At 66.3% G+C, this 25,788-nt stretch carries 22 protein-coding genes; 9 read left to right on the plus strand and 13 right to left on the minus strand.

The window, feature by feature from the left end; translation table 11 throughout:
• The first annotated feature begins 1 nt into the window (after position 1).
• The gene (locus AC5P53_RS07015) at positions 2–1,429 is read left to right on the plus strand and encodes a class II fumarate hydratase (RefSeq protein ID WP_032962093.1); all 1,428 of its coding nucleotides are present in this window, start codon (positions 2–4) and stop codon (positions 1,427–1,429) included.
• A gap of 104 nt (positions 1,430–1,533) precedes the next feature.
• On the opposite strand, the gene AC5P53_RS07020 is transcribed toward AC5P53_RS07015, so the two are convergent.
• The 6 genes from AC5P53_RS07020 to AC5P53_RS07045 all read right to left on the minus strand — a co-directional run bounded on the left by AC5P53_RS07020 (position 1,534) and on the right by AC5P53_RS07045 (position 5,875).
• Positions 1,534–1,959 (minus strand): hypothetical protein, encoded by a 426-nt coding sequence (locus AC5P53_RS07020; protein ID WP_014647695.1) that lies wholly within the window; start codon positions 1,957–1,959, stop codon positions 1,534–1,536.
• A gap of 106 nt (positions 1,960–2,065) precedes the next feature.
• Positions 2,066–2,671 carry a YggN family protein gene (locus AC5P53_RS07025; RefSeq protein ID WP_049442450.1) on the minus strand — a complete coding sequence of 202 codons (606 nt, stop codon included), beginning with the start codon at positions 2,669–2,671 and terminating at the stop codon, positions 2,066–2,068.
• Between the two features lie 30 nt (positions 2,672–2,701).
• Positions 2,702–3,589 (minus strand): GIN domain-containing protein, encoded by an 888-nt coding sequence (locus AC5P53_RS07030; protein WP_014647693.1) that lies wholly within the window; start codon positions 3,587–3,589, stop codon positions 2,702–2,704.
• Positions 3,590–3,615: 26 nt separating this feature from the next.
• Positions 3,616–4,644, minus strand: coding sequence for an ABC-2 transporter permease (locus AC5P53_RS07035; RefSeq protein ID WP_014647692.1), 1,029 nt, complete (start codon positions 4,642–4,644; stop codon positions 3,616–3,618).
• Positions 4,641–5,516, minus strand: a complete 876-nt coding sequence (locus AC5P53_RS07040) for an ABC transporter ATP-binding protein (RefSeq protein ID WP_014647691.1) — start codon at positions 5,514–5,516, stop codon at positions 4,641–4,643. The genes AC5P53_RS07035 and AC5P53_RS07040 overlap by 4 nt, the downstream gene beginning before the upstream one ends.
• Positions 5,516–5,875 carry a GntR family transcriptional regulator gene (locus AC5P53_RS07045; RefSeq protein WP_005410261.1) on the minus strand — a complete coding sequence of 120 codons (360 nt, stop codon included), beginning with the start codon at positions 5,873–5,875 and terminating at the stop codon, positions 5,516–5,518. Before AC5P53_RS07045 ends, AC5P53_RS07040 begins: the two co-directional genes overlap by 1 nt.
• 604 nt (positions 5,876–6,479) lie before the next feature.
• On the opposite strand from AC5P53_RS07045, the gene AC5P53_RS07050 reads away from it, so the two are divergent.
• The 6 genes from AC5P53_RS07050 to AC5P53_RS07075 all read left to right on the plus strand — a co-directional run bounded on the left by AC5P53_RS07050 (position 6,480) and on the right by AC5P53_RS07075 (position 12,561).
• A complete protein-coding gene (locus AC5P53_RS07050) occupies positions 6,480–7,067 on the plus strand; it encodes a glutathione peroxidase (protein WP_014647689.1) in 588 nt (195 codons plus the stop codon).
• Between the two features lie 96 nt (positions 7,068–7,163).
• Positions 7,164–8,141, plus strand: coding sequence for an FKBP-type peptidyl-prolyl cis-trans isomerase (locus tag AC5P53_RS07055; protein ID WP_032962085.1), 978 nt, complete (start codon positions 7,164–7,166; stop codon positions 8,139–8,141).
• A gap of 23 nt (positions 8,142–8,164) precedes the next feature.
• A complete protein-coding gene (locus AC5P53_RS07060; protein ID WP_014647687.1) occupies positions 8,165–9,514 on the plus strand; it encodes a UDP-glucose dehydrogenase family protein in 1,350 nt (449 codons plus the stop codon).
• Positions 9,507–9,749: a SlyX family protein gene (locus AC5P53_RS07065; RefSeq protein ID WP_005410256.1), complete on the plus strand. Its 243-nt coding sequence runs from the start codon at positions 9,507–9,509 to the stop codon at positions 9,747–9,749. The genes AC5P53_RS07060 and AC5P53_RS07065 overlap by 8 nt, the downstream gene beginning before the upstream one ends.
• Positions 9,750–9,759: 10 nt before the next feature.
• Positions 9,760–10,440: a DUF2058 domain-containing protein gene (locus AC5P53_RS07070; protein ID WP_111207023.1), complete on the plus strand. Its 681-nt coding sequence runs from the start codon at positions 9,760–9,762 to the stop codon at positions 10,438–10,440.
• A 48-nt stretch (positions 10,441–10,488) separates the two neighbouring features.
• A complete protein-coding gene (locus tag AC5P53_RS07075) occupies positions 10,489–12,561 on the plus strand; it encodes an acyltransferase family protein (protein ID WP_241887795.1) in 2,073 nt (690 codons plus the stop codon).
• Positions 12,562–12,573: 12 nt separating this feature from the next.
• On the opposite strand, the gene AC5P53_RS07080 is transcribed toward AC5P53_RS07075, so the two are convergent.
• The 4 genes from AC5P53_RS07080 to AC5P53_RS07095 all read right to left on the minus strand — a co-directional run bounded on the left by AC5P53_RS07080 (position 12,574) and on the right by AC5P53_RS07095 (position 18,621).
• The gene (locus AC5P53_RS07080; protein ID WP_241887796.1) at positions 12,574–13,758 is read right to left on the minus strand and encodes an MFS transporter; all 1,185 of its coding nucleotides are present in this window, start codon (positions 13,756–13,758) and stop codon (positions 12,574–12,576) included.
• Between the two features lie 86 nt (positions 13,759–13,844).
• Positions 13,845–16,529, minus strand: a complete 2,685-nt coding sequence (metH, locus tag AC5P53_RS07085; protein WP_241887797.1) for a methionine synthase — start codon at positions 16,527–16,529, stop codon at positions 13,845–13,847.
• 57 nt (positions 16,530–16,586) lie between these two features.
• Positions 16,587–17,678, minus strand: a complete 1,092-nt coding sequence (locus AC5P53_RS07090; protein WP_014647681.1) for a homocysteine S-methyltransferase family protein — start codon at positions 17,676–17,678, stop codon at positions 16,587–16,589.
• A 13-nt stretch (positions 17,679–17,691) separates the two neighbouring features.
• Positions 17,692–18,621, minus strand: coding sequence for an ArsR/SmtB family transcription factor (locus tag AC5P53_RS07095; protein WP_014037755.1), 930 nt, complete (start codon positions 18,619–18,621; stop codon positions 17,692–17,694).
• 153 nt (positions 18,622–18,774) lie between these two features.
• On the opposite strand from AC5P53_RS07095, the gene AC5P53_RS07100 reads away from it, so the two are divergent.
• Together AC5P53_RS07100 and AC5P53_RS07105 are read left to right on the plus strand one after the other, a co-directional pair.
• A complete protein-coding gene (locus tag AC5P53_RS07100) occupies positions 18,775–19,923 on the plus strand; it encodes an acyl-CoA dehydrogenase family protein (protein WP_014647680.1) in 1,149 nt (382 codons plus the stop codon).
• 130 nt (positions 19,924–20,053) lie between these two features.
• Positions 20,054–20,341: a hypothetical protein gene (locus AC5P53_RS07105; protein ID WP_277878426.1), complete on the plus strand. Its 288-nt coding sequence runs from the start codon at positions 20,054–20,056 to the stop codon at positions 20,339–20,341.
• Between the two features lie 151 nt (positions 20,342–20,492).
• Here the strand turns inward: AC5P53_RS07105 and AC5P53_RS07110 are convergent, their stop codons facing one another.
• Genes AC5P53_RS07110 through AC5P53_RS07120 form a run of 3 tightly spaced genes read right to left on the minus strand, consistent with a single transcriptional unit; the run spans position 20,493 to position 25,606 of the window.
• Positions 20,493–23,666 (minus strand): multidrug efflux RND transporter permease subunit, encoded by a 3,174-nt coding sequence (locus AC5P53_RS07110; protein WP_046431562.1) that lies wholly within the window; start codon positions 23,664–23,666, stop codon positions 20,493–20,495.
• Between the two features lie 15 nt (positions 23,667–23,681).
• Positions 23,682–24,950 (minus strand): efflux RND transporter periplasmic adaptor subunit, encoded by a 1,269-nt coding sequence (locus AC5P53_RS07115; RefSeq protein ID WP_032962064.1) that lies wholly within the window; start codon positions 24,948–24,950, stop codon positions 23,682–23,684.
• Positions 24,950–25,606, minus strand: a complete 657-nt coding sequence (locus AC5P53_RS07120; RefSeq protein ID WP_111207029.1) for a TetR/AcrR family transcriptional regulator — start codon at positions 25,604–25,606, stop codon at positions 24,950–24,952. The genes AC5P53_RS07115 and AC5P53_RS07120 overlap by 1 nt, the downstream gene beginning before the upstream one ends.
• Positions 25,607–25,788 lie beyond the last annotated feature (182 nt).

Below are 25,788 nucleotides of genomic sequence, written 5' to 3' on the forward strand. Positions count from 1 at the left end.
AATGAGCAGAGCTGCAAGCAAGGGTTTCAGAATCGAACACGACAGCATGGGCGAGCTGCAGGTGCCTGCCGACGCCCTGTGGGGCGCGCAGACCCAGCGTGCCGTGCAGAATTTCCCGGTGTCGGGCCAGCGCATGCCGCGCGGTTTCATCCGTGCCCTGGGCCTGGTCAAGGGCGCTGCCGCTGGCGTCAACGCCGAGCTGGGCCATCTGCCCAAGAACGTGGCCAAGGCCATCCAGACCGCTGCCGCCGAAGTGGCCGCCGGCACCTGGGACGCGCAGTTCCCGATCGACGTCTACCAGACCGGTTCTGGCACGTCCTCGAACATGAATGCCAACGAGGTCATCGCCACCCTGGCCAACCGTGCCGGCAAGGCGGGCAAGACCGCGGTGCACCCCAATGACCACGTCAACCAGGGGCAGAGCTCCAATGACGTGATCCCGACCGCGTTGCGCGTATCGGCGGTACTGGCGGCACATGAGCAGCTGCTGCCGGCGCTGGTGCACCTGCGCAAGACCCTCGACAAGAAGGGCCGCAGCCTGCGCAAGGTGGTCAAGACCGGCCGCACGCACCTGATGGATGCGATGCCGCTGACCTTCGAGCAGGAGTTCGGCGCATGGTCGGCACAGCTGGCCTCGGCACAGGAACGCATCGAAGACAGCCTCAAGCGTGTGCGCCGGCTGCCGCTGGGCGGCACCGCCATCGGTACCGGCATCAATGCCGACCCGCGCTTCGGCGCGCAGGTGGCCAAGGCGTTGAAGCAGCAGACCGGGTTCAAGTTCGACAGCGCCGAGAACAAGTTCGAGGGCCTGGCCGCGCAGGATGACGCGGTGGAACTGTCGGGCCAGCTCAATGCACTGGCGGTGGCGCTGATCAAGATCGCCAACGATCTTCGCTGGATGAACGCCGGTCCGCTGGCCGGGCTGGGCGAGATCGAACTGCCGGCGCTGCAGCCGGGCAGCTCGATCATGCCGGGCAAGGTCAACCCGGTGATTCCGGAAGCGACGGTGATGGCCTGCGCGCAGGTGATCGGCCACCACACCGCGATCACCGTGGCCGGGCAGACCGGCAACTTCCAGCTCAATGTCACCCTGCCGCTGATCGCGGTGAACCTGCTGGATGGCATTGGCCTGCTGGCCAATGTGTCGCGCCTGCTGGCCGACAGCGCGATTGCCGGGCTGAAGGTGCGTGAGGATCGCGTTGCCGAAGCATTGGCGCGCAACCCGATCCTGGTCACCGCGCTGAACCCGATCATCGGCTACGAGAAGGCGGCGGCGATTGCCAAGCGTGCCTACAAGGAGCAGCGTCCGGTGCTGGATGTCGCGCTGGAGGACAGCGGCCTGGATGAAGCCGAGCTGCGCCGCCTGCTGGACCCGGCCGCACTGACTGCCGGTGGCATCCACGCGGGGGGCGGTGGCGGCGGCGGTTGATCTGCCGGTCGTAGGGCCGAGCCCATGCTCGGTTGCTTCCTGGACCTGGGCCGAGCATGGGCTCGGTTCTACAAGAGGAAACGCCGCCCAGGGGCGGCGTTTTTTCAGCGACGGTCGGCGACGATGTTGCCGAAGGTGTCGGTGTAGTCCTTGAACTCGGGGATGCGCTGGACCAGGTCGGCCGGGATCACTTCCATGCCTTCCGGCGGCTGGATCTTCACCGGCTGCATGTTGGGATCGGCCGGGGCGGCGACCAGGGTGTTCTGGCGCAGCACCTGCAGCTTGCCGAACATGGTCTGCAGCATCTGCTTCTGTGCCTCGTCCAGCGGAATCTGGATCTCGTCCACCTTCATCGAACCATCGCCGAGGATGATGATGTTCGGCGCCGGCGGGCGACGCACAGTGACCATGCCTTCGCTGACGGAGATCTTTGGCTTGCCGCGCTCGGCGCGGTGGTTGCGGTAATCCTTGTCACAGCCGACCAGGCCCAGGCAGAGCAGGGCGGCCAGCAGCAGGAACAACTTCTTCATGGCATTCGGTTCGGGGGCCTCCGGGGCCGCCATTGTAAGCCGGCCGGCGCACGACGGCCGGCAGCGGGGCGCCGCTGCCGGCCGGGTGCGCTGATCTGTCACAGGCCTAGCGTTGGACCACGGTGTCCTTGCCGCAGTCGTCGACGTCACTCTGGTCCATCGTTGCGTAGGGCTTGAACGCCGGCAGCTCGCGCGCCAGTGCCTGCTGGCTGGCCAGCATCGCCGGCAAGCGGTTGCAGATGCGCTTGGCCTGGGCTTCGATCTTCTCGGCCTCGGCATTGATCCGCTTCTCGATGCCTTCGCTGTCGCCGCTGAAGATGCCCTTCAGTGCCTCTCCGGCAGCGCTGGCGCCGAGCTTGGCGCCGGCCAGGCCGACATCCATGCCGTCCATCGCAATGGCGACGACGTGGCCGCGGTACTCCAGCAACCGCTGTCGCTGGGCCTCGTTGGCCGGCACGTCCTTGCCGTCGATCAGCAGGTGGCCATCCGGCGTGATCTCCGCACGCGGCTGCTTGTCGGCGGAGATGTTGATGTTGCCCTGGGTAATGTCCTTCCGGGCATCAACCATGGCCTCCTTGACGGTCTGGCCGACGCCGCTGGTGGCTTCGGCGACGCTTTTGCCGACGGTCTTGTCGGGCGTGGAAGAAGTGCCGCCGCAGGCGATCAGCGGCAGGCACAGCAGGGTGGCAGGCAGCAGGCGCAGCAGGTTCATGGCAACTCCCTCGAATTGGTCCGGTGGCGGCTACTTGTTGCGGGGCAGGGTGACCGTGCCGCCGACGTTGCGGTGGCCGACATCGCCGCTGCCGCTGTGGTCGACGGTCAGGCTGCCGCGCACGCCGTCGACCTGGATGTCACCCGAACCATGGCTGCGCACGTGCACGTTGCCGCCGATGTCGGACAGATCGACATCGCCCGAGCCGACCACGCCGACCTCGACGTTGCCTTGCACGCGCTTGAACCCGATGTCGCCGGAACCGACCGTGTCCAGCCGGGCGTTGCCGCGGACATCGCTGATCTTCAGGTCACCGGAGCCGACGGTGCCGGTGACCGCATCGCCGCCAATGTTGCGCGCCTTGACGTCGCCGGAGCCGAGCGACAGCAGGTTCAGCGAGCCGCCACCGTCGATGTCCAGGTCACCCGAACCCACCGCTGCGTGGATGCTGCCGCGGGTGCCGCGAACGATCGCGTCGCCCGAGCCGACGTCCACGCTGAGCGATTGGGCGTTGTCCACGCTGGCATCGCCGGAGCCGACCTTGAGCTGCAGGGGCAGGTTGTCGGGCACGCTGCCGCGGATGTCGAGCCACGCATAGCTGTTGCCCAGGCTGATGCCGCTGTGGCGGCCGTCGCGGCGCAGGCTGACGACCAGCTTGTCGCCTTCCCTGCGCTGCTCCAGTACCAGCTGGTCCAGCCATTCCTGGCTGGAGGCGCAGGCGCGGCCATCGAGCTGGCCACCGCCCTTGCTGGCGACGACCTTCAGGTCATGCTGGTTCACCTCCAGCACCACCGCCTTGGCGCCGGCCACATCCAGCTTCAGCGTGCGGGCGGCGGTGAACTTGCAGTTCGGAGCATCGGCGGCCAGCGCCGACAGAGGCAACAGCAACAACGCAGAACAGGCGAGCAGGGAACGCATGGGTGGTGCCTCCGGGACGGATGGAATCAGATCTCGCCGGCGCGCTTGCGCAGGCGGATGGCGAGGACGATGAACACGACACCGACGGCGGCACCGATCCATAGTTCCGGCATCGCCAGCGACTTCAGCTGCGAGGCCGGCGACATCAGGCTGACCACCGATTCGAGATCGCGACGCGTGCCTTCCTCGGCGCTGAGGCGATACACCAGGTCGGTGCCCGGCACGCCGCCCAGCAGCAGTCGGCCAACGATGTTCTGCCAGAACCAGCCGGTGGTCAGGCCGATCAACGGCATCACCTTGGTGGTGCTGACAATGACGCCGGCGAACAGCGGCAGCATCACCGCCCACAGGAACGGTTTGGTACGGGCCCAGGCTGAGCACAGCAGCAGCCAGCCGGCGGTGGGCAGGGCCCACAGGGCGTAGACCGGAATCCAGGCCAGGTGACCGGCGGCCAGGGTCAACGGGCTGGCCGGACCCCAGATCAGGGTCATCGGGCTGCCACCGTGCATCAGCGCGACGATGCTGATCACCAGCATGAAGCCGAACATGGTGATGATGCCGGCGATCACCGCGATCATCGGGGCCACGACCAGTGCGCTGATCACCTTGGACAGCACGGTCTGGGTGTCCGACAGCGGCAGCGACTTCCAGAACAGGATGCTGCGGTCGCGACGGTCGTCGTACAGGGCGCCCAGGCAGTAGAAGAACACCACGAAGGCCAGCACCAGGAACGGCCAGGCCGAGCTGAGCACCAGGGTCAGGTCGAGGCCGTTGCCGAGGTCGGCCAGGTCCTTGGCGCTGATGTCGCGGGTCAGCAGGGCCAGGTCCAGGCCGTTGATGTTCACGCTCTCGCCGTCGACATGCAGTGCGCCGTTGCGTGCTGCACGGTTCAGTGCAAACAGGCCGAAGGCGATGCCGACGGTGCTCATCACCAGCGAGATCAGGCCGGCGATCAGCGGCGCATACAGGAAACCGCCACGGTTCTCCCAGTACTCGCGCTTGAGCAGCCAGCGCAGGGTGCCCATCGGGCTGACGGGGTGGTTGACGGCAGTCATGCGTAGGTCCCCTTCATGATGGCGACGAACAGATCGGCCAGGCCCGGGCTGCGGGTCTCGCCAAGGGTGGAGAGCTGGGTGCGCGGCACACCGTCGAACAGCATTACGGTCTTGCCGAACGTCAGGCTGCGCTCGTCGATCGGCTTCAGCGCACGCGCGGTCTCCAGCTGGTCGGCGTTGACCAGAAGCTCGGTGTAGCGCTGGCCGACATCGTCCATTTCTGCATCGAGCACGATGCGACCATCACGGATGAACATGACGTCGCTGAGGATGTGCTCGATCTCCTCCACCTGGTGGGTGGTGACGATGATGGTCTTCTGTTCGTCGAAATAATCTTCCAGCAGGCGCTGGTAGAACTCCTTGCGGTACAGGATGTCCAGGCCCAGGGTGGGCTCGTCCAGCACCAGGATGCGCGCATCGATGGCCATCACCAGCGCCAGGTGCAGCTGCACGATCATGCCCTTGGACAGTTCGCGCACGCGCTGCTTCGGCTGCAGCTTGGTGTTGGCCAGGAAACGCTCGCAGCGGGCACGGTCGAAGCGCGGATGGACACCGGCGACGAAATCGATCGCTTCACGGACCTTCAGCCAGCGCGGCAGCACGGCGACGTCGGCAATGAAGCAGATGTCGTTCATCAGCGCGTCGCGGTGCTGCCGCGGGTCGCGGCCGAGCACGCTCAACTCACCTTCCACCGAGGTCAGGCCGAGGATGGCCTTCAGCGCGGTGGTCTTGCCGGCGCCGTTGGGCCCGATCAGGCCGACGATGCGCCCGCTCGGAATGCTGAAGCTGGCATTGTCGAGGGCCACGGTGGTCTTGTAGGCCTTGCGCAGGCCTCGGGCGGTGATGACCGGTTCACTTGCGGTGCTATTCATCAGACTTTCCCCTGGGGCAGCAATTCGTCGAGGCTCAGGCCCAGGCGCTGGATGCGCTCCAGCACCGCCGGCCATTCTTCGTTGAGAAAGCGCTCGCGCTCGCTGCTGCGCAGCTGCGTGGCCGCCTGCTCGGTCATGAACATGCCCAGGCCGCGGCGCTTCTCGACCAGGCCTTCATCGGCCAGTTCCTGGTAAGCGCGCGAAACGGTGATGGGGTTGAGCTGGTAGTCGGCGGCCACCTGGCGCACCGAAGGCAGGGCATCGCCCGGCTTGAGGATTCCGTCGAGCATCATGGCGATCACGCGCTCCTTCAACTGACGGTAGATGGGAGCGCCGTCGCTCCACTGGATGTCGCTCATATTCAGCTCCGTGGGGTCAGCGGCTGTGCGAACGAGAAATACGGCATGGACAGGGAGCTGTGCAGCCGACGCGGGGGAGAGGGGGAGGGATCGGCGTTCCCGGCCGGCGAAACGGATGCATCCTGCGCACTGTCGGCGGAGGCGGGAGCGGTTGGCATGGCCAGCCAGGCCAGCACGATCAGGGTCGAAACGGCAGCGGCCGCGGGTGCGGCGAGGTTGCGACGGATCCGGGCGTTCATGGCTCCCCCTGTCTCAGGTGACTGGTGTTGTATGCAACTATAACACCGGCACGCCCACGTGCAACCCCTTGCCGTGCCCAACTGATGGCAGGGGTGGTCAAACCGCTGAAATATCCCCTTATCCCCTTGATTGAAAAGGGAAACGGAATTGTCGTGCGGGCCGATCACGCCCTGCCTTCCATTCAGCGTTGTCCATGCTATGTCATCCCTGCGCCGTTGAGGGTGGGTCCTCCCGGGAAAGGCCACGCCGCGCAAAGCCGCCGGCGCCCGCCGCAACAAGGGGCAACGGAGCCCGGTGCTATAGTTCGGCCGATTCCCGGCCGCTATCGGCCGGCCCTGTGAATGGCTACCGCGGACTGCTCTCGATGCCCCTGCCGACCGTTGTCCCGCGCCGACTGCGCGGCCTGTCCCTGTTGACCCTGCTGGTGGCCGGCCTGGCCGGTTCCGCCCACGTGCTGGCGGCCGATCTGCTGGACCTGGACTATCGCCCGCTGGCCAGCAAGCAGCAGGTCAACCTGCAGCAGCGCTACCACGGGCAGGTGCTGCTGGTGGTCAATACCGCAAGCAAGTGCGGCTATACCCCCCAGTACGAAGGCCTGGAGGCGCTGCAGAAGCGTTATGCCGGCCGCGGCTTTGCCGTGCTGGGTTTCCCGTCCAACGATTTCAAGGGCCAGGAACCGGGTGACGAGAAGCAGATCCAGGATTTCTGCACGCTTACCTATGGCGTCAAGTTCCCGATGTTCGAGAAGGTGCACGTCGTCGGTGCGGAGGCCACGCCGCTGTACCAGCGGTTGACCGCAGCCACCGGCGTGGCGCCGGGCTGGAACTTCCACAAATATCTGGTCGGCCGCGATGGCAAGGTCATCGCCCAGTTCGCCAGCAAGGTGACGCCGGACGATCCACAGCTGACCGCCGCCATCGACAAGGCGCTGGCCGTCGCTCCTACGCATTGATATCCGGCACGGATGCCTCGACATCGACGGCATGCGTGCGACAATGCTTCTTTTCGCGCCGACGTCGGCGCCCAGACACTTCCAGGAATGCAGCGAATGAAGATGGGAATGCGCGGCGCCGCGGCGTCGGTTCTGATTCTGGCGATGGGCACTTCGGGTGTCGCTCTGTCGCAACAACCGGCTGCCCCCGCAGCCGCCAAGGAGACCGCAACCTTGAATTCCCCCAAGCAGAAGCTCGGCTACGCCATCGGCCTGGACGTCGCCAAGTCGTTCACCCCGATCGCCGATGAGATCGATGTGGCCGCGCTGCGCACCGCCGTGGAACGTTCGTTCGAAGGCCTGCAGCCGCAGATCACCCAGGAACAGGCCAAGGCCACCGATGCCGCACTGCGTCAGGTCGTGATGGCCCGCAGCGGGCAGCAGGTGCCGGGCATGGCGCCGGGTTCGCAGCCGCCGAAGGTCGACCGCGTCAAGGTGTCGCAGATGATCGGTTCCTACTCAGTCGGCCCGTCGCTGGCACAGCTGAAGGACGACATCGACGTCGCCTCGCTGTTTGACGCGATCAGCACCGGCCTGAGCAAGGGTCAGCCGAAGATGACGGAAGCTGACGCGACCGCCACCATCCAGGCGTTCATGGGCAGCAAGCAGGCCGAAATGCAGGCCAAGGCCGCCGCTGCCGCGCAGACCAACCGCGAGGAAGGCAATGCGTTCCTGGCCAAGAACAAGACCCAGCCGGGCGTGGTGACCACCCCGTCGGGCCTGCAGTACCAGGTCATCCGCCCGGGCAGCGGCGAGCGTCCGCTGCCGAGCAGCAAGGTGCGCGTGAACTACGAAGGCAAGCTGCTCAATGGCACCGTGTTCGACAGCTCCTATGGTCGTCAGCCGGCCGAGTTCGGCCTGGACCAGGTGATCAAGGGCTGGACCGAAGGCGTCGCGCTGATGCCGGTCGGTTCGAAGTACCGCTTCTGGATCCCGGGCGAGCTCGCCTACGGTGAGAACGGCACCCCGGGTGGCCCGATCGGCCCGAACGCGACTCTGACGTTCGACGTCGAGCTGCTGGGCGTCCTGCCGTAAGCGACCACGGAGCCAGCACGGACATGCGCGTTGCGATTTTCGGTACCGGTTACGTAGGGCTGGTGACCGGTACCTGCCTGGCCGATGTCGGCCACCAGGTGGTCTGCGTCGATATCGACCAGGCCAAGGTCGATGGCCTCAACCAGGGCATCATCCCGATCTATGAGCCGGGCCTGGAACCGATGGTGAAGGCCAATCACGCCGCGTCGCGGCTGACGTTCACCACCGATGCCGCAGCCGCGATCGGCCACGGCCAGGTCGTGTTCATCGCCGTCGGCACGCCGCCGGACGAGGATGGCAGCGCTGATCTGCAGTACGTGCTGGCCGTGGCCCGCACCATCGGCCAGCACATGAGCGTGCCGACCGTGGTGGTCAACAAGTCGACGGTGCCGGTGGGCACCGCCGACAAGGTCCGTGCCGCCATTGCCGCAGAGCTGGCGGCACGTGGCGCCGACATCGCCTTCGACGTGGTGTCCAACCCGGAATTCCTGAAGGAAGGCGACGCCGTTGCCGACTGCATGCGTCCGGATCGCATCATCATCGGTGCGACCAGCGCCGAGTCGGTGGCGGTGATGCGGCGCCTGTATGCACCGTTCAACCGCAACCACGACCGCGTGGTGGAAATGGACGTGCGTTCGGCCGAGCTGACCAAGTACGCCGCCAACGCGATGCTGGCGACCAAGATCTCGTTCATGAACGAAATCGCCAACATCGCCGAACGTGTCGGCGCCGATGTGGAGCAGGTCCGCCAGGGCATCGGCTCGGATCCGCGCATCGGCTGGCATTTCATCTACCCGGGCGCCGGCTATGGTGGCTCGTGCTTCCCCAAGGATGTGCAGGCGCTGGCCCGCACCGCGCAGCAGGCCGGCCTGGAGCCTAAACTGCTGAACGCCGTGGAAGCGGTCAACGATGCGCAGAAGGGCCATCTGTTCGCCCTGGTCCAGCGCCATTACGACAAGGGCGAGGACGAAGGCGTGCGTGGCAAGACCTTTGCCGTGTGGGGCCTGGCATTCAAGCCAAACACCGACGACATGCGCGAAGCCTCCAGCCGACGCCTGCTGGCGCAACTGTGGGAAGGCGGTGCGACGGTGCGTGCCTACGATCCGGAAGCGATGCATGAGGCGCAGCGCATCTTCGGTGAACGCGATGACCTGGTGTTCTGCAGCAATGCCAGCGAGGCGCTGCAGGGCGCCGATGCACTGGTCGTGGTGACCGAGTGGAAGCAGTTCCGCAGCCCCGATTTCCAGACGCTGCGCGAGCAGTTGAAGGACGCGGTGGTGTTCGACGGCCGCAACCTGTACGAGCCGGCGGACGTGGAAGCAGCGGGCCTGGCGTATTACGGCATTGGCCGGGGGCGCTCGCTGCATGTCTGATCTGCTGCCAACCGAACGCGAGCAGGCGCTGGAAGCGCGCCTGGTCGAACTGGAAATGCGCGTGTCCTTCCAGGAACAGGCGCTGGCCGAACTGAGCGATGCGCTGGCCGATGCCCGCATGCAGGGCATGCGCAACGCCGACGTGCTGCGCGTGCTGCTGGAAGATCTGGGCAAGGTCCGCAACGCGCTGAATTCTTCCGATCCGGCGAGCGAACCGCCGCCGCCGCACTACTGATCCGAATCCTATGAGCGATACCCTCCGTGACCAGCTGATGGGCCTGGGCTTCAAGCCTGCGCCCAAGCCAGAGCGCAAGAATGATGGCCCCCGCCGTGATGGCCGCCCGCAGGGCAAGGGTGGCAACGGCAATGGAAAGCCGCAGGGCGCTGGCAAGGGCGAGCACAAGCCCGGCCAGCGTCGCGGTCCTGGCCATGGCGGCCCGGGCAAGCCCGGCCAGTCGCGTGGCCCGGGCCAGCAGGGCCCGCGCAAGCCGCGCAGCGCAGAAGAGATGGACCTGGCCAAGGCCTACGCCATCCGCGCGCAGAAGGAAAAGGAAGAGCGCATCGAAACCGAGCGCCTGAAGCAGGAAGAGGCGCGTGTGCGCCGCGAGGCCAAGACCAAGCTGGAAGAACTGCTGAAGGACAAGGGCCTGAATGCCGAAGCGGCGGACATTGCCCGCCACTTCCCCTACGGCGGCAAGATCAAGCGCATCTATGTGACCGCCGAACAGCTGACCGCGCTCAACGCCGGTGAGCTGGGTGTGGTCCAGCTCAATGGCCGCTACCTGCTGGTGACCGCCGAGGTGCTGGCGCAGTGCGAGGCGGTGTTCGCCGCATCGGTGGCGCTGAAGGTCGATCCGAATGCGCCGGCCGAGGAAGATCCGTACGCGGACCCGCAGTACCAGGTGCCGGACGACCTGGTCTGGTAAACGCGTGACCGCCGCGGGCGCGCTGCCGTCGCGGCCGTGGGGGTAGGGATGACCGCTGATCCAAGCCGTGGCTACGTGCCGCACATTGACGGCCTGCGCGCGATCGCCGTGCTGGCCGTCATCGTGTTCCACCTGGACCCGGCCTGGTTGCCAGGCGGGTTCACCGGCGTGGATGTGTTCTTCGTCATCTCCGGTTTCGTGGTCAGCGCGTCGGTACACCGGCTGCCGCCGCTGTCGCTGGGGCAGTCGATGCTGCGCTTCTATGCGCGCCGCATCCGTCGCATCGCGCCGGCGCTGTTGGCCTGCCTGTTGCTGACTGCCGTGGCAAGCGTGCTGTTCATTCCCGAGTCCTGGCTCAGCGAAGCCAGTGACAGGACCGGACTGATGGCGTTCTTCGGCTTCAGCAACTGGGTGCTGGCAGCGATCGGCAACGACTATTTCGCACCCAGGGCCGAATTCAATCCCTACACCCACACCTGGTCGCTGGGCGTGGAAGAGCAGTTCTACCTGCTGTTCCCGCTGCTGTTCCTGGCTTGGGCGCGCGGTGCACGCGGGCGCTGGATCAGCCTGGGCCTGTTCGCCCTGGTCAGCATGGCGTCGCTGCTGCATGCGGCGGTGCTGGGTCTGCGCGAGGCGCCGCCATCGTGGGCGTTCTATGCCACCAGCACCCGCCTCTGGCAACTGGGGGTGGGCGTGCTGCTGTTCCAGCTGCTGCATGTGCGCGAATCGCTGGACCCGGCAACCGGCCAGGCACTGAAGCGCGCCGCGCCGGTGTTCTCCCTGCTGGCCATGGTGGCGCTGGGCCTGCTGGGGTGGGCGTTGTGGTCCGCGCGTGCCGGGCGGTCACCGTGGCCTGACGGCGTGCTGCCGGCCTTCGCCACCGCGGGCCTGCTGTGGGCGCTGCATCATCATCCGCAGGCATGGGTGGCGCGCCTGTTGGCCAGCGCCCCGATGCGCCGTATCGGCCTGCTGTCGTACTCGCTGTACCTGTGGCACTGGCCGGTGTTCGTGCTGATGCGCTGGACCGTGGGCCTGCAGACACCCTTGCAGATGACCACCGCGATGGCGTTGGTGCTGCTGCTGTCATGGCTGTCGTGGCGCTGGGTGGAACAGCCGTTCCGCGGCACGTTGGCGCAGCGCCTGCGTCCCGGGCGTTGGGTGCTGGCCGGCGCGGTCGTACTGCTGTGCGCCGCCGGCATCCAGACAGTGCTCTACCTGCAGGCGCCGCGGCTGTCGTTGAGTACGGTCAGCCGGCATCCGGCCGATTGGTACCCCAATGGCAAGAGCGTGGCCGGTGACTATCCCGAGTGCGCACTGGTGGTCGCCAAGCATCGTTTCGAAGGCGGTAGTGCGCGCACCTTTGCCCGTGGAGACTGCGACCGCCCGCTACCGGTTGGCGCGCCGAAGCGGGTGTTCGTTGCTGGTGATTCGCATGCGATGGCCTACATCGAGCTGCTGCAGCGACTGGCCCTGGAAACCGGCTCGGCGGTCTCCCTCTATGGCCGCGGCGGATGCCCGCAGGTGAGCCTGCAGAAGTGGCGCGGTGCCGGTGCCGGTTGCGCTGATTTCGACGCCGCGGTGTTCGCCGATATCGTGCGGCGTGCGCAGCCGGGGGATGCCGTGGTGCTGGTGTCGTTGCGCGTGCCACGCCTTTCCGATCAGTTCGTGCTGTTCGATGCGCAGGCGCAGCTGGCGGGCGAACTGACGGCAGAGGCCGCGGCAGGACGCGACGCCGAAGTGGCCGAGGCGGTCGCGCAGTGGAGACCCCTGGCCGAGCGTGGCGTGCGCATCGTGCTGGAGGCGCCCAAGCCAGTGCTGCCAGCGCCTCCTTATCGCTGCTCGGACCGCTTCAATGCCCGCAACGAGGTCTGCCGCAACGGCCTGGACAGCACGCGCGTCGCGATGGAAACGTTGCGGGCACCCATGCTGGGCAGCCTGCAGCAGGTGGTCGATGGACTGCCAGGTGGCGTGCTGTGGGACCCGATGCCGGCGCTGTGCGACGACGCGTTATGTCCAGCCCAGCGCGATGGGCGGCCGCTGTTCTTCGATGGCGATCATCTCAGTGCGCATGGCAACCGGGTGCTGCTGCCCTCGCTGCAACAGGTGCTGTTGCAGCGCTGAGCCGGGCAGGGGTCAGCGCACGCGGCTGTTCCGTCGCGCACGTATGAGCGGCAGGCTCAGTGCGAAGAAACAGAGCAGGGCGCCAATCAGGGCGAAGCCGCTGCCGGCCAGGAACGCGGTGCGACCATCGTCGATCTTCCACAGTTGGCCGGCAATGAGTGCGCCGAGCACACCGCCGACACCGGACGAGAATCCGTACAGCAGCCCCTGGCCATGCCCATTGAGGCGACCGGGGAAGTAGGTCGCCAGCATCTGCATCGCTGCTGCGAAGAACGCCGCAAAGCCCAGCGCGTGCGCGCTCTGCGCCAGCAGCATCACCGGCAGGTTTTCCGGGAACAGTGCGGTCACGGCCCAGCGCAGGCAGGAACTGACCAGCGCGATCAACAGCATCCAGCTGGCGTCATAGCGGCGGAAGAAGCGGCCGATGGTGAAGAACACGCCCACTTCGAAGACCACACCGATGGTCCACAACAGGCCCAGGGTGGAGGTGCGGTAGCCGTGATGGTCCATGTAGACCGAAAAGAACGTGTAGTACGGGCCGAAAGACAGTTGCTCCATGAAGGCGGCCAGGAAGAACGCCAGCACCGGCGGTCGGCGCACGATCTGCCAGAAGCCGCTGGCGTCGCCGCCGGTCTTGCCGATGCCGCGCGCGTAGTGGTTGCTGAAGGCCGAGGCGACCAGCAGCGCGAACAGTGGCAGCATCATCCACGGCAGCAGCCCGGCGTGGCTGGCCGTGCCGTCATCTTCGATCAGCCAGCCGAACAGGGTCACGACGGCGATGAAGCCGAGCGAGCCCCAGACCCGGATCAACCCGTAGCGATGGCTGTCGTTGCCCAGATGGGTGAGGGTGATCGACTCGAACTGCGGCATCACCGCGTTGTAGAAGAAGCAGAACACCACCATCGCCGGGTACATCCACGTCTGTGGCAGCGGCAGCAGGAATACCGCGAAGCTGAGCAGGGTCAGCACGCAGCCCGCGCGCAGCAGGCGGATCGGTCGTGGCGATGCGGCCGCCAGCGAGGTCCAGGTGCTGGGCGCGATCACGCGGGTGGCGTACCACAGGCCCATCATCACGCTGATGGCCGTCACGCTCATGCCGCGCGCGGTCAGGAACAGGCTCCAGTACGGCGTGAACGCGCCCAGCGCCGCGTAGTAGAACAGGTAGAAGCTGGAGAGGCGTGCAACGGGAACGGTCATCGCGGAATGATGAGGCAAAAAAGGGGACGGAGGGAATTAAGTCGCGAATGCATAAACGACTTAATCCCCTCCGTCCCCTTTTTGTGTCATTCGGGGTCGTAGTCGAGGTTGGAGGCCAGCCAGCGTTCGGACTGGGCGCGGTCCACGCCCTTGCGGCGGGCGTAATCGCTGACCTGTTCGCGGCTGAGCCGGCCGACCACGAAGTACTGGCTCTGCGGATGGCTGAAGTAGTAGCCCGAGACAGCGGCCGTGGGCAGCATCGCGAAGCTCTCGGTCAATTCCATGCCGGCGTTTGCTTCGGCCTGCAGCAGGTCGAACAGGCGCCGTTTCTCGCTGTGTTCCGGGCAGGCCGGATAGCCAGGCGCCGGCCGGATGCCGCGATACTGCTCGTCGATCAGGGCGTCGTTGTCCAGCGCCTCGGCGCGCTCATGGCCCCAGAATTCGGTACGCACGCGCTGGTGCAGGCGCTCGGCCAGCGCCTCGGCGAGGCGGTCGGCCAGTGCTTTCAGCAGGATCGCGTTGTAGTCGTCATGCTCGGCCTCGAAGCGCGCGACGTGCGCGTCGATGCCGATACCGGCAGTGACTGCGAACGCGCCGATCCAGTCCTGCTTGCCACTGTCGAGGGGCGCGATGAAATCGGCCAGGCAGAAGTCCGGGCGCTCGGCAGGCTTGTCTACCTGCTGGCGCAGGAAGTGCAGGGTGGTTTCGCCCTGCGGGTGCTGCACGCGGACGTCGTCGCCGATGCTGTTGGCCGGCCACAGGCCGAACACGGCCTTGGCCGTCAGCCACTTCTCGCCGACGATGCGCTCGAGCATCGCGCGCGCATCGCGGTACAGCTCGCTGGCCTGGGTGCCGACGATCTCGTCGGTGAGGATGGCCGGGAACTTGCCGGCCAGCTCCCAGGCCTGGAAGAACGGCGTCCAGTCGATGTAGTCGACCAGCTCGTCCAGCGGGTAGTCGTCGAATACGTGCAGGCCGGGGTGTTCCGGTGCCGGTGGCATGTAGCTGTCCCAGCCGCCCTGGAATTTCTGCGCGCGCGCATGTTCCAGCGTCACCAGGCGCTTGGCGTCGCCACGGTTGCGGTGGCGGGCGCGGATCTCGGCATAGTCGGCCTCGTTGGCCGCGACGAAGGCTTCGCGCAGGTCGCGTGAGATCAGCGACTGGGCCACGCCCACCGCGCGCGAGGCGTCCTTCACCCACACCGTAGGCGCTTTGTAGTGCGGGTCGATCTTCAGCGCGGTGTGCGCGCGCGAGGTGGTGGCGCCGCCGATCAGCAGCGGCAGGTCGAAGCCCTGGCGCTCCATCTCGCGGGCGACGTGGCTCATCTCCTCCAGCGACGGGGTGATCAGTCCGGACAGGCCGACCAGGTCGGCGTTGTGCTCGCGGGCGGCATCGAGGATCTTCTGCGCCGGCACCATCACGCCCAGGTCGACCACCTCGAAGTTGTTGCAGGCCAGGACCACGCCGACGATGTTCTTGCCGATGTCATGCACATCGCCCTTCACCGTGGCCATGATGATCTTGCCATTGCTCTTGGCGGTATCACCGCTGCGTGCCTTCTCCGCCTCGATGTACGGCAGCAGGTAGGCCACCGCCTTCTTCATCACGCGTGCGGATTTCACCACCTGCGGCAGGAACATCTTGCCGGCACCGAACAGGTCGCCCACGATGTTCATGCCGTCCATCAGCGGGCCCTCGATCACGTCCAGCGGGCGGCTGGAGGCCTGCCGGGCCAGCTCGGTGTCTTCCTCGACAAAGGCATCCAGGCCGTGCACCAGCGCATGTGCCAGGCGCTGCGCCACCGGCTTCCCGCGCCAGGCCAGGTCCTCGGTCTTCGCCGCGCCCTTGCTGCCCTTGTAGCGCTCGGCGATCTCCAGCAGGCGCTCGGTGGCATCGCTGCGGCGGTTGAGGATCACGTCCTCGACGCGCTCGCGCAGCTCAGGCTCCAGCTCGTCGTAGATCGGCATGGCGCCGGCGTTGACGATGCCCATGTCCATGCCGGCGGCGATGGCGTGGTAGAGGAACACCGAGTGGATGGCCTGGCGCACCGTTTCGTTGCCGCGGAACGAGAACGAGACGTTGGAGACGCCGCCGGAGACGTGGCAGTGCGGCAGGGTCTGCTTGATGATGCGGGTGGCTTCGATGAAGTCCACCGCATAGTTGTCGTGCTCTTCGATGCCGGTGGCGACGGCGAAGATGTTCGGGTCGAAGATGATGTCCTGCGGCGGGAAGCCGATCTCGTCGACCAGGATGCGGTAGGCGCGGGTGCAGATCTCGACCTTGCGCGCGCAGGTATCGGCCTGCCCACTTTCATCGAAGGCCATGACCACCGCGGCGGCGCCATAGCGCAGGACCTTGCGCGCGTGTTCGCGGAACAGCGCCTCGCCTTCCTTCAACGAGATCGAATTGACCACGCTCTTGCCCTGCAGGCACTTCAGCCCGGCCTCGATCACGCTCCACTTGGAGGAGTCGACCATGACCGGGATGCGGGCGATGTCCGGCTCGGACATGATCAGGTTGAGGTAGCGGGTCATCGCCGCTTCCGAATCGATCAGGCCCTCGTCCATGTTGACGTCGAGGATCTGCGCGCCGCTGGCGACCTGCTGGCGGGCCACGTCCACCGCTTCTTCGTAGCGGCCTTCCTTGATGAGCTTGCGGAACTGCGCACTGCCGGTGACGTTGGTGCGTTCGCCGACGTTGATGAACAGCAGGTCCGGAGTGATGACCAGGGGTTCCAGGCCGGACAGGCGGGTAGGGCGGACAGGCGTCATGGCAGGCGTCGGCTCAACAGCAGGAGGGCGGGAAGTGTGGAACGGTGGCGGCGACATTCATGCGGCCTGCTCCTGGACACCGGGCAGGGCGCGCGGCGGCAGCCCGGCCACGGCGCGGGCGATCGCACGGATGTGGTCGGGGGTGGAGCCGCAGCAGCCGCCGACCAGGTTCAACAGGCCATCCTCGGCGAAGCCGCGCAGGGTGGTGGCCATCTCTTCAGGCGTTTCGTCGTACTCGCCGAAGGCGTTGGGCAGGCCGGCGTTGGGATGTGCGCTGACGTAACAGTCGGCGACCTGCGAGAGGGTTTCCACGTGCGGGCGCATCGCCTCGGCGCCCAGCGCGCAGTTCAAGCCGATCGACAGCGGGCGCGCATGCGCCAGTGACGCATGGAAGGCCTCGGCGGTCTGCCCGGACAGGGTGCGCCCGGAGGCGTCGGTGATGGTGCCGGAGATCATCACCGGCAGGCGTGCACCACGCGCGTCGAAGGCCTCCTCCAGCGCATACAGCGCGGCCTTGGCATTGAGCGTGTCGAAGATGGTCTCGACCATGAGGGTGTCGGCGCCGCCATCGATCAGGCCCTCGATGGCTTCGCGATAGGTGTCGCGCAACTCGTCGAAGCTGGTGTTGCGGAAGCCCGGATCGTTGACGTCGGGACTGATCGAAGCGGTGCGGCTGGTGGGACCGATCACCCCGATCACGAAGCGCGGCTTGCCCGGCGTGGCCGCAGCCACCGCATCGCAGCAGGCGCGTGCAACGGCGGCCCCGGCCTTGTTCAGCTCGTACACCAGGTGTTCGAGGTGGTAGTCGGCCTGGCTGACCGAAGTGGCGTTGAAGGTGTTGGTCTCGACCAGATCCGCCCCGGCATCCAGGTATGCGGTATGGATGTCGGCGATGACCTGCGGCCGGGTCAGCAGCAGCAGGTCGTTGTTGCCCTTCAGGTCATGGCCTTCAGGCGTGCCGTGGTCGCAGCCGGGACCGTGCGCATGGTCATAGCCACCGGCGAATCGCTCGCCGCGGTAGTCGTCTTCCTGCAGGCCATGGCGCTGGATCATCGTGCCCATCGCGCCGTCGATGATCAGGATCCGCTCGCGCAGGGCGTCGAGCAGGGCGTTGGCACGATCAGGATGCAACCAGGGCAGGGCGGGCATGGTGGTCTCGGGCTCAGGGCTTGTTGGCGATCAGCGAAATCACTTCGAAGTGCGGCGGACGCTTCTCGCGGGTGACCGTTTCCAGGCTGGACACCTGCAGGCCGGCCTTGTCGACGAACTTGCGCAGCTCCTTGTCGCTGAAGCCGAGGTTGACGTGGCCATAGGCCTCCACCGCTGCCTTGTGCTCGTGACGGGCCAGGCTGCACAGCAGCAGGCGGCCGCCCGGGCGCAGCACGCGTGCGGCTTCGGTTACGGCCTGCGCAGGCTTGCTGGCATAGGTCAGCGCGTGCATCAGCACCACCAGGTCGAAGCTGCCGTCCTTGAACGGCAGGGCATGCATGTCGCCCTCGCGGACTTCCACATTGGGCAGCCGGCGCAGACGCTCGCTGGCAGCGGCGACCACGCGCGCGCTGGTATCGATGCAGATGTAGCGCTTGGCGTGGGGGGCGACCAGTTCGGCCAGCACGCCGTCACCGGAGGCGATGTCCAGCACGTCGCCGGTCTCCAGCAACGGCAAGGCGGTGCGCGCCAGCGCCTCCCAGGTACGGCCCGGAGAGTAGTGGCGCTCCATGTCGCCGGCCACGCTGTCGGCCCAGTTCTGGTCAGAGGCGCGATGGGCCAGCACTGCAGCCACGCGCTCGGCATCCTGGCGCAGCAACGGGTCGTCGCTTCCGTTGCTCAAGGCATGCCACAATGCACGCTGCGCCGGGTCCAGCTGGGCTTCGTCGAAACGGTAGTAGGCCGACACGCCGGCACGGCGGTCGCGGACCAGGCCGGCTTCCTTCAGGCGCGCCAGGTGGGTGGACACGCGCGGCTGCGCCAGCCGGGTGATTGCCGACAGTTCGGCCACGGTCAGCTCCTCCTGCTCCAGCAGCGCCAGCAGGCGCACGCGGGTGGCATCGGCGAACACCTTCAGGCGGGTCGACCAGTCTTCCAGATCCATAAATATCTACCTATCGCGATATAGAGATATATTCGCCGAGAAGGCCTGCCGCGGTCAAGTCGCCAGCGTACGGAAACAGCCGGCCCCCGGTACAATCGGAGCACCTGGGCGCGCCGTATGCGGCCCATAACTTCATGTACCCGGGAGGGTGTTGTGGATTTCAGCTTTACCGAAGAGCAGTTGATGCTGCAGGACGTGGCGCGGCGCATCGCGCAGGAAAAGATCGCCCCCAGCGCGGAGCACCATGACCGCACCGGCGAGTTCCCGCTGGACAACATCCGCCTGCTGGGCGAGAACGGCCTGATGGGCATCGAAGTGCCGACCGAGTACGGCGGTGCGGGCATGGACCCGGTTGCGTACGTGCTGGCGATGGTGGAGGTCGCCGCCGCCGACGCCGCTCACTCGACCATCATGTCGGTCAACAACTCGCTGTTCTGCAACGGCATCCTCACCCACGGTACCGAGCAGCAGAAGCAGACCTACGTGCGTGCCATCGCCGAAGGCACCGCCATCGGCGCGTTCGCGCTGACCGAGCCGCAGTCCGGTTCCGATGCCACTGCCATGCGCTGCCGCGCGGTGAAACAGGCCGACGGCACCTTCGTCATCAATGGCAAGAAGAGCTGGATCACCTCCGGCCCGGTGGCCAAGTACATCGTGCTGTTCGCGATGAGCGAGCCGGACAAGGGCGCGCGCGGCATCACCGCCTTCATCATCGATACCGACAAGGCCGGTTTCGGTCGTGGCAAGACCGAGCCCAAGCTGGGCATCCGCGCCTCGGCCACCTGCGAGATCGAGTTCAACGATTACGTGGCGCAGGCCGAGGACGTGCTGGGCCAGGAGGGCGAGGGCTTCAAGATCGCCATGAGCGTGCTCGATGCCGGCCGCATCGGTATCGCCTCGCAGGCCATCGGCATCGCCCGTGCCGCCTATGAAGCGACCCTGGAGTACGTGAAGGAGCGCAAGGCCTTCGGTGCCGCCATCGGCACCTTCCAGATGACCCAGGCCAAGATTGCCGACATGAAGTGCAAGCTGGATGCAGCGCTGCTGCTGACGTTGCGCGCGGCTTGGGTGAAGGGCCAGGGCAAGCGCTTCAGCAACGAAGCCGCCATCGCCAAGCTCACCGCCTCGGAAGCGGCGATGTGGATCACCCACCAGGCGGTGCAGATCCACGGCGGCATGGGGTATTCGAAGGAGATGCCGCTGGAGCGTTACTTCCGTGATGCCAAGATCACCGAGATCTATGAAGGCACCTCGGAAATCCAGCGCCTGGTGATCGCCCGCAACGAAACCGGGCTGCGCTGAGACGCAACGGCCGCGCCGCTGCAATGGCGGCGCGGCCGGTCGATCCACGCCACGCGTGGATGCGCTGTGCTCTTGGCCGAACGATGCCGGATCTGTTCCAATGCAGGCCGTTTCCATACGGTCTGCACAGATGATCTATCGTGGTTGGGGAATCCTGACACTGATCACGCCGATCGCAGCGATCCTGCTGCTGGCGTATTTCTTCCCGCACGCAGGCCCCAAGGGCAACACCCCACTCTCGCAGGTGTTGCTGGGTGCCAGCATTGGCGCGGCGGTGAACGTGCTGCTGGGCCTGTGGCTCAACCGGGCACCCCGGCAGAAGGGCGAAGTGGCGCCCCATCATTTCTTCTTTGTGCCCATGCAGTGGGCTGCACTGGTAATCGTGGCAGTGTGCCTGGTGGTCGCGCTGTTGCGCTGAAACGTGACTCGAACGGCGCCCACCAAGGTTGGCGGCTACCGGGCATGCCGTTGCCCTGGTAGATGCCAACCTTGGTTGGCATGAATTCAAAGGCGGCAAGAAAAAGGCCCCGGATCGCTCCGGGGCCTTTTCGTTTCAGCGCACTGCCGGATCAACGATCCGGGCGGTGTGCAGCATCCGCGTCGCGCTGGCGTTCCATGAACTCCTTGGACGGTTCATCCAGCTTGTCGCCCAGCATGCGGCGCACGACCACGAAGAACACCGGGATCATCAGCAGGCCGAGCAGGGTGGCGAACAGCATGCCGCCGATCACGCCGGTACCGATGGCGTGGCGGGAATTGGCGCCGGCGCCGGTGGAGATCGCCATCGGGATCACGCCCATGATGAACGCGAACGAGGTCATCAGGATCGGGCGGAAGCGCAGGCGGGCCGCTTCGATGGTGGCATCGCGCAGGTTCTTGCCGGCTGCGCGCTGCTCCACCGCGAACTCCACGATCAGGATCGCGTTCTTCGCGGCCAGGCCGATCACGGTGATCAGGCCGATCTTGAAGAACAGATCGTTGGGCAGGCCGCGCAGCATCGACAGGCCCAGTGCGCCCAGCACGCCCAGCGGCACCACCAACAGCACCGCCACCGGGATCGACCAGCTTTCATACAGGGCGGCCAGGCACAGGAACACCACCACGATGGACAGCACCAGCAGCAGCGTGGCGGCATTGCCGGCCAGGATTTCCTGGTAGGACATGCCGGACCAGTCGTAGCCGAAGCCGGCCGGCAGGTCGTCGTTGACGATGCTCTCCATGGTCTGCATCGCTTCGCCCGAGCTGGTGCCCGGGGCCTGCGAGCCGACGATGTTGATCGCCGAGTAGCCGTTGTAGCGGCTCAGCGACGGCGGTGCCGACACCCATTCGGACTTGACCACCGTGTTGAGCGGGATCATCGCGTTGGTGCCATCGGCGTTCTGGGTCAGGGTGGAGGGGCTGTAGAAGCTCTTCAGCGACTCCTGGCCGGTGCGGTACGGGCCATCGGCCTGCATGGTCACGCGCTTGATGCGGCCTTCGTAGAAGAAGTCGTTGACATAGACCGGGGCCAGCATCAGCTGGATGGTGCTGTACACGTCCGACACCGACATGCCCATCGACTGCGCCTGCACGCGGTCCACGTGCAGCTGCAGCTGCGGGGCGTTCTCCAGCCCGTTCGGACGCACGCCGACCAGGGCTTCGGGCTTCTGCGCGGCCTTGCCCAGCAGGATGTTGCGCGCCTGGGTCAGCTGTTCGTAGCCGGCACCACTGCGGTCCTGCAGCCACATGTCGAAGCCGCCGAACTGGCCGAGGCCCTGCACGGTGGGCAGGTTGACCACGAAGATCTGCGCTTCCTTGATGCCGTAGAACGCGCCGTTCATGTTCTGGATGAACTCGGGCGCGGTGAACTTGCGTTCCTCCCACGGCTTCAGGCGGATGAAGCCCATGCCCACGTTCTCGCCGGAACCGACGAAGCTGAAGCCGGCCACCTGCAGCATGCCTTCATAGCCATCCTGCTTTTCCAGGATGCCACGCATCTGCGCGAACACTTCGTTGGTCTGGCCCTTGGTCGAGCCCGGCGGCAGCTGCACGATCGCCAGCGCATAGCCCTGGTCTTCTTCCGGCAGGAAGCTGCCCGGCATGCGGGTGAACAGGAAGCCGCACAGCGCGGTCAGCACCACGAACAGGATCATCCAGCGCGGCGCATGGCGCACCGCCGAGGTGATGTGGCCCACGTAGGTGTGGCTGATCTTGTCGTAGTACTTGTTGAAGGTGCGGTAGACGATGTTCGGGTTGTCGTTGTGCGTCGGCTTGAGGAAGGTCGCGCACAGCGCCGGGGTGAAGCCCAGTGCCAGGAACGCCGAGAACGCCATCGAGATGGCGATGGTCAGAGCGAACTGCTTGTAGATCTCACCGGCGGCGCCGCCCTGCAGGGCGGACGGGATGAACACCGCCGCCAGCACGACGGTGATCGCCACCACCGCGCCGGTGATCTGGGTCATCGCCTTCTGCGTGGCCGGCTTCGGCGCCAGGCCTTCCTCGCTCATGATGCGTTCGACGTTCTCGATCACCACGATCGCATCGTCGACCACGATGCCGATCGCCAGCACCATCGCGAACAGGGTCAGCTGGTTGATCGTGAAGCCGATCATCCACATGCCCAGGAAGGTACCGAGCAGGGCGACGGGGATGACCAGGGTCGGGATCAGTGTGGCGCGGAAGTTCTGCAGGAAGATCAGCATCACCAGGAACACCAGCAGGACCGCTTCAAACAGGGTCTTGACCACTTCCTGGATCGAGATCTTGACGAAGGTGGTGCTGTCGTACGGCGAGAACCAGGTCACCCCGGACGGGAAACTGGGCTGCAGCTCGTCCATCTTGGCGCGCACCGCTTCGGCCACGTTCAGGGCGTTGGCGCCCGGCAGCAGCTGGATGGCGAAGGCGCCGGTCGGCTTGCCGTTGTACTGGGTGTCGAAGCCGTAGTTGTTGGCACCGAAGGCGACGCGGGCGATGTCCTTGAGGAGCACGCGCGAGCCATCGGCGTTGGCGCGCAGGATGATGTTCTCGAATTCCTGCGGCGAGCTGAAGCGGCCTTCGGCCGAGACCGTGGCGGTGAAGTGCTGGCCTTCCGGCGACGGGTCCGAACCCAGCGCACCGGCGGCGAACTGCACGTTCTGCGCACGTACCGCGGCCAGTACCTGGCTGGCCGACAGGCCATAGCCCTGCATCTTCTCCGGGTTCAGCCAGATGTTCATGGCGTACTCGGAACCGAACTGCTGGGTGCTGCCGACGCCGGGGATACGCGAGACCTGGTCGAGCACGCGCGAGCCGACGATGTCGTTCAGGGCGTCACGGTTGATGGTCGGGGTATCGGACTGCAGCGCCACCACCATCAGGAAGCCGGCATTGGCCTTGGCCACCACCACGCCCTGCTGGGTCACTTCCGAAGGCAGTCGTGGCGTGGCCAGCGAAACCTTGTTCTGCACCTGCACCTGGGCGATGTCCGGATCGGTGCCGGTCTCGAAGGTCAGGGTGATCTGCGCGCGGCCGTTGGAGGCCGACGAGGAGCTGAAGTACAGCAGGTGATCGATACCGGTCAGCTGCTGCTCGATCACCTGGGTGACCGATTTCTCGGTGGTGTCCGCGCTGGCGCCCGGGTAGGTCGCCGAGACGGTGACCTGCGGCGGGGCGATGTTGGGATAGGACTCCACGCCCAGGTTGAGGATCGCGATCACGCCGCTGAGCGAGATCAGGATCGCAACCACCCAGGCGAAGACTGGATGTTCGATGAAAAATTTAGGCATGACGGAAGGTTCCCGTTACTGCTTGTTCGAATCGGTGGCGGCCGGCTTGGCCGCATCGGCCTGTTCCGGCTTGGCCGCGTCGGCCGGTGCCTTGCCTGCCGCCGGTGCTGCGCCCGCCGGAGCGGCGCCGCCTGCGGCAGGCTTGCCGTTGGCGTCCTGCCCCGGGGTCCACGGCTTGGCCACCGCCGGTGCACCTTCCTTGACCTTCTGCACGCCGGCCACGATCACCTTGTCACCGGCGGCCAGGCCGTCGCTGACCAGCCAGTTGCCGTTCTGCGCGCCATCGGTCTTCACGTTCTTGCGCACCACCTTGCCGTCGGCACCGACAACCATCACGTAGCCGCCGGTGGTGTCACGCAGCAGCGCCTGCTGCGGCACCAGGTAGGCATTGTTGCGCTCGCCCAGGTTGGCCTGGAAGCTGACGAAGGCGCCCGGCAGCAGGATCTGCTGGGGGTTCGGCAGCAGCGCACGCAGCGACACCGCACCGGTGGCCGGGTCGACCGTGGTCGAGGAGAAGTCCAGCGTGCCCGGCTCACCATAGGTGCTGCCGTCGGCCAGCTTGACGTTGACCGTGGCCTTGCCGTCGCCGGACAGCGCCAGCGAGCCCTTGGCCTGCTGCGCGCGCAGCTGGGTCAGCTCATCCACGCTCAGCGAGAAGTTCACATACAGCGGGTCGAGCTGGTCAACGGTGGTCAGCAGGGTCACATCGCCCTGGCCGACCAGCGCGCCCTCGGTGACCTGCTGCTTGTTGGCCACGCCACTGATCGGCGCGGTCACTTCGGCGTAGCCCAGGTTGATCCGCGAAGAAGTCACTGCCGCTTCGGCCTGCTTGACGGCGGCCAGGGCGGTGCGCTCGGCCGATTCGGCGTTGTCCAGGTCGGACTTGGAGACGAACTGCTGCGGCGCCAGCGAGCGCGCGCGATCGGCGGCGACCTTGGCATTGGCGTAGGTGGCGCGGGCCGAAGCCAGCTGGGCCTCGGAGGCGTTGAGCGAGGCACGCAACGGCGCCGGGTCGATCAGGAACAGGGTCTGGCCCTGCTTGACCTGCGAACCTTCCTGGTAAACGCGCTTGAGCAGCACGCCGGGTACGCGTGCGCGGACGTCGGCGCTGCGGAACGGCGACAGGCGGCCGACCAGCTCGCGCTGCAGCGGCAGGGTCTGCGGCTTGGCGTCGATCACGCCCACCTCCGGCGGCGGGGGCGTCTGCTGTTCCGGCTTCTTGCAGGCAGCCAGCGCGACAGCAACGGCGCACGTCAAGGCAAGGGTGCGGAGTGGGGCGGTCATCAGGAGGAACTCCGGGGTTGGTTTGTAGACGGGGCCGGCGACGGCTGTGGCGCGAACGCGCGCAGGAAGCTGTCGACGGAGAACTCTGCCCAGCGCCGACGCAGGAGCGCGTCATCACGATGGGGGGTATGGAAGCGCTGTTTGTCGAAATCCTGACCGGCGATCATGCTCAGCAGCAGTTCGGCCATGAAGTGCGGGTCGTCATGCCGGAGCTGGCCTTGCATGCAAACGGTTTCAATCCATTCAGCAAGATGAAGCGTCAGCGCGCCGGCACCGTGCCGGTACAGCGTACGCGCCTCTTCGGGAAACTGGGCTGCCTCGGCTGCAATCAGCCGGCAGGCCTGTCCTACGTGCGGTTGGTTGAAATGCTCCAGGAAGTCGGTGGCGAACTGGAGAAGGCTGGCACGCAGGTCGTCACTGCGGAGTGCACGCAGCATGGCCCCGGTGGCGTGGCCGACGTGGCGCTGCATCACCCGGCGCAGCAGTTCCTGCTTGCTGCCGTAGCGCGAGTACAGGGTCTGCTTGGAGCAGCCGGCATGCTGGGCCACTGCGTCCATGCTCATCTGCATGCCCTGCTCGGCCAGCAGTCTGCGCACGGCATCGAACACGCGCTCATCGCGCGCGTCGAGGGCAACGGGGAGGTAGGCCGGGTTCACGCGGTGGACTATACCGTCCAGTTCAGGATTGTGGAATCGAATCGGCGTCGCCGCGTGTGTCTTTCGGTAACACGCTTTGCCGATCCTGTCGGCACTGCTGAAGCAGGCGCCAGCTCCATACCGGAGCGAACTGAATAGGCGTCTAAACCGCAGCAAACCCGAATCTGCTTATTCCGTCCTGC

This window comes from Stenotrophomonas sp. YJH_SMC_82, assembly GCF_059368875.1.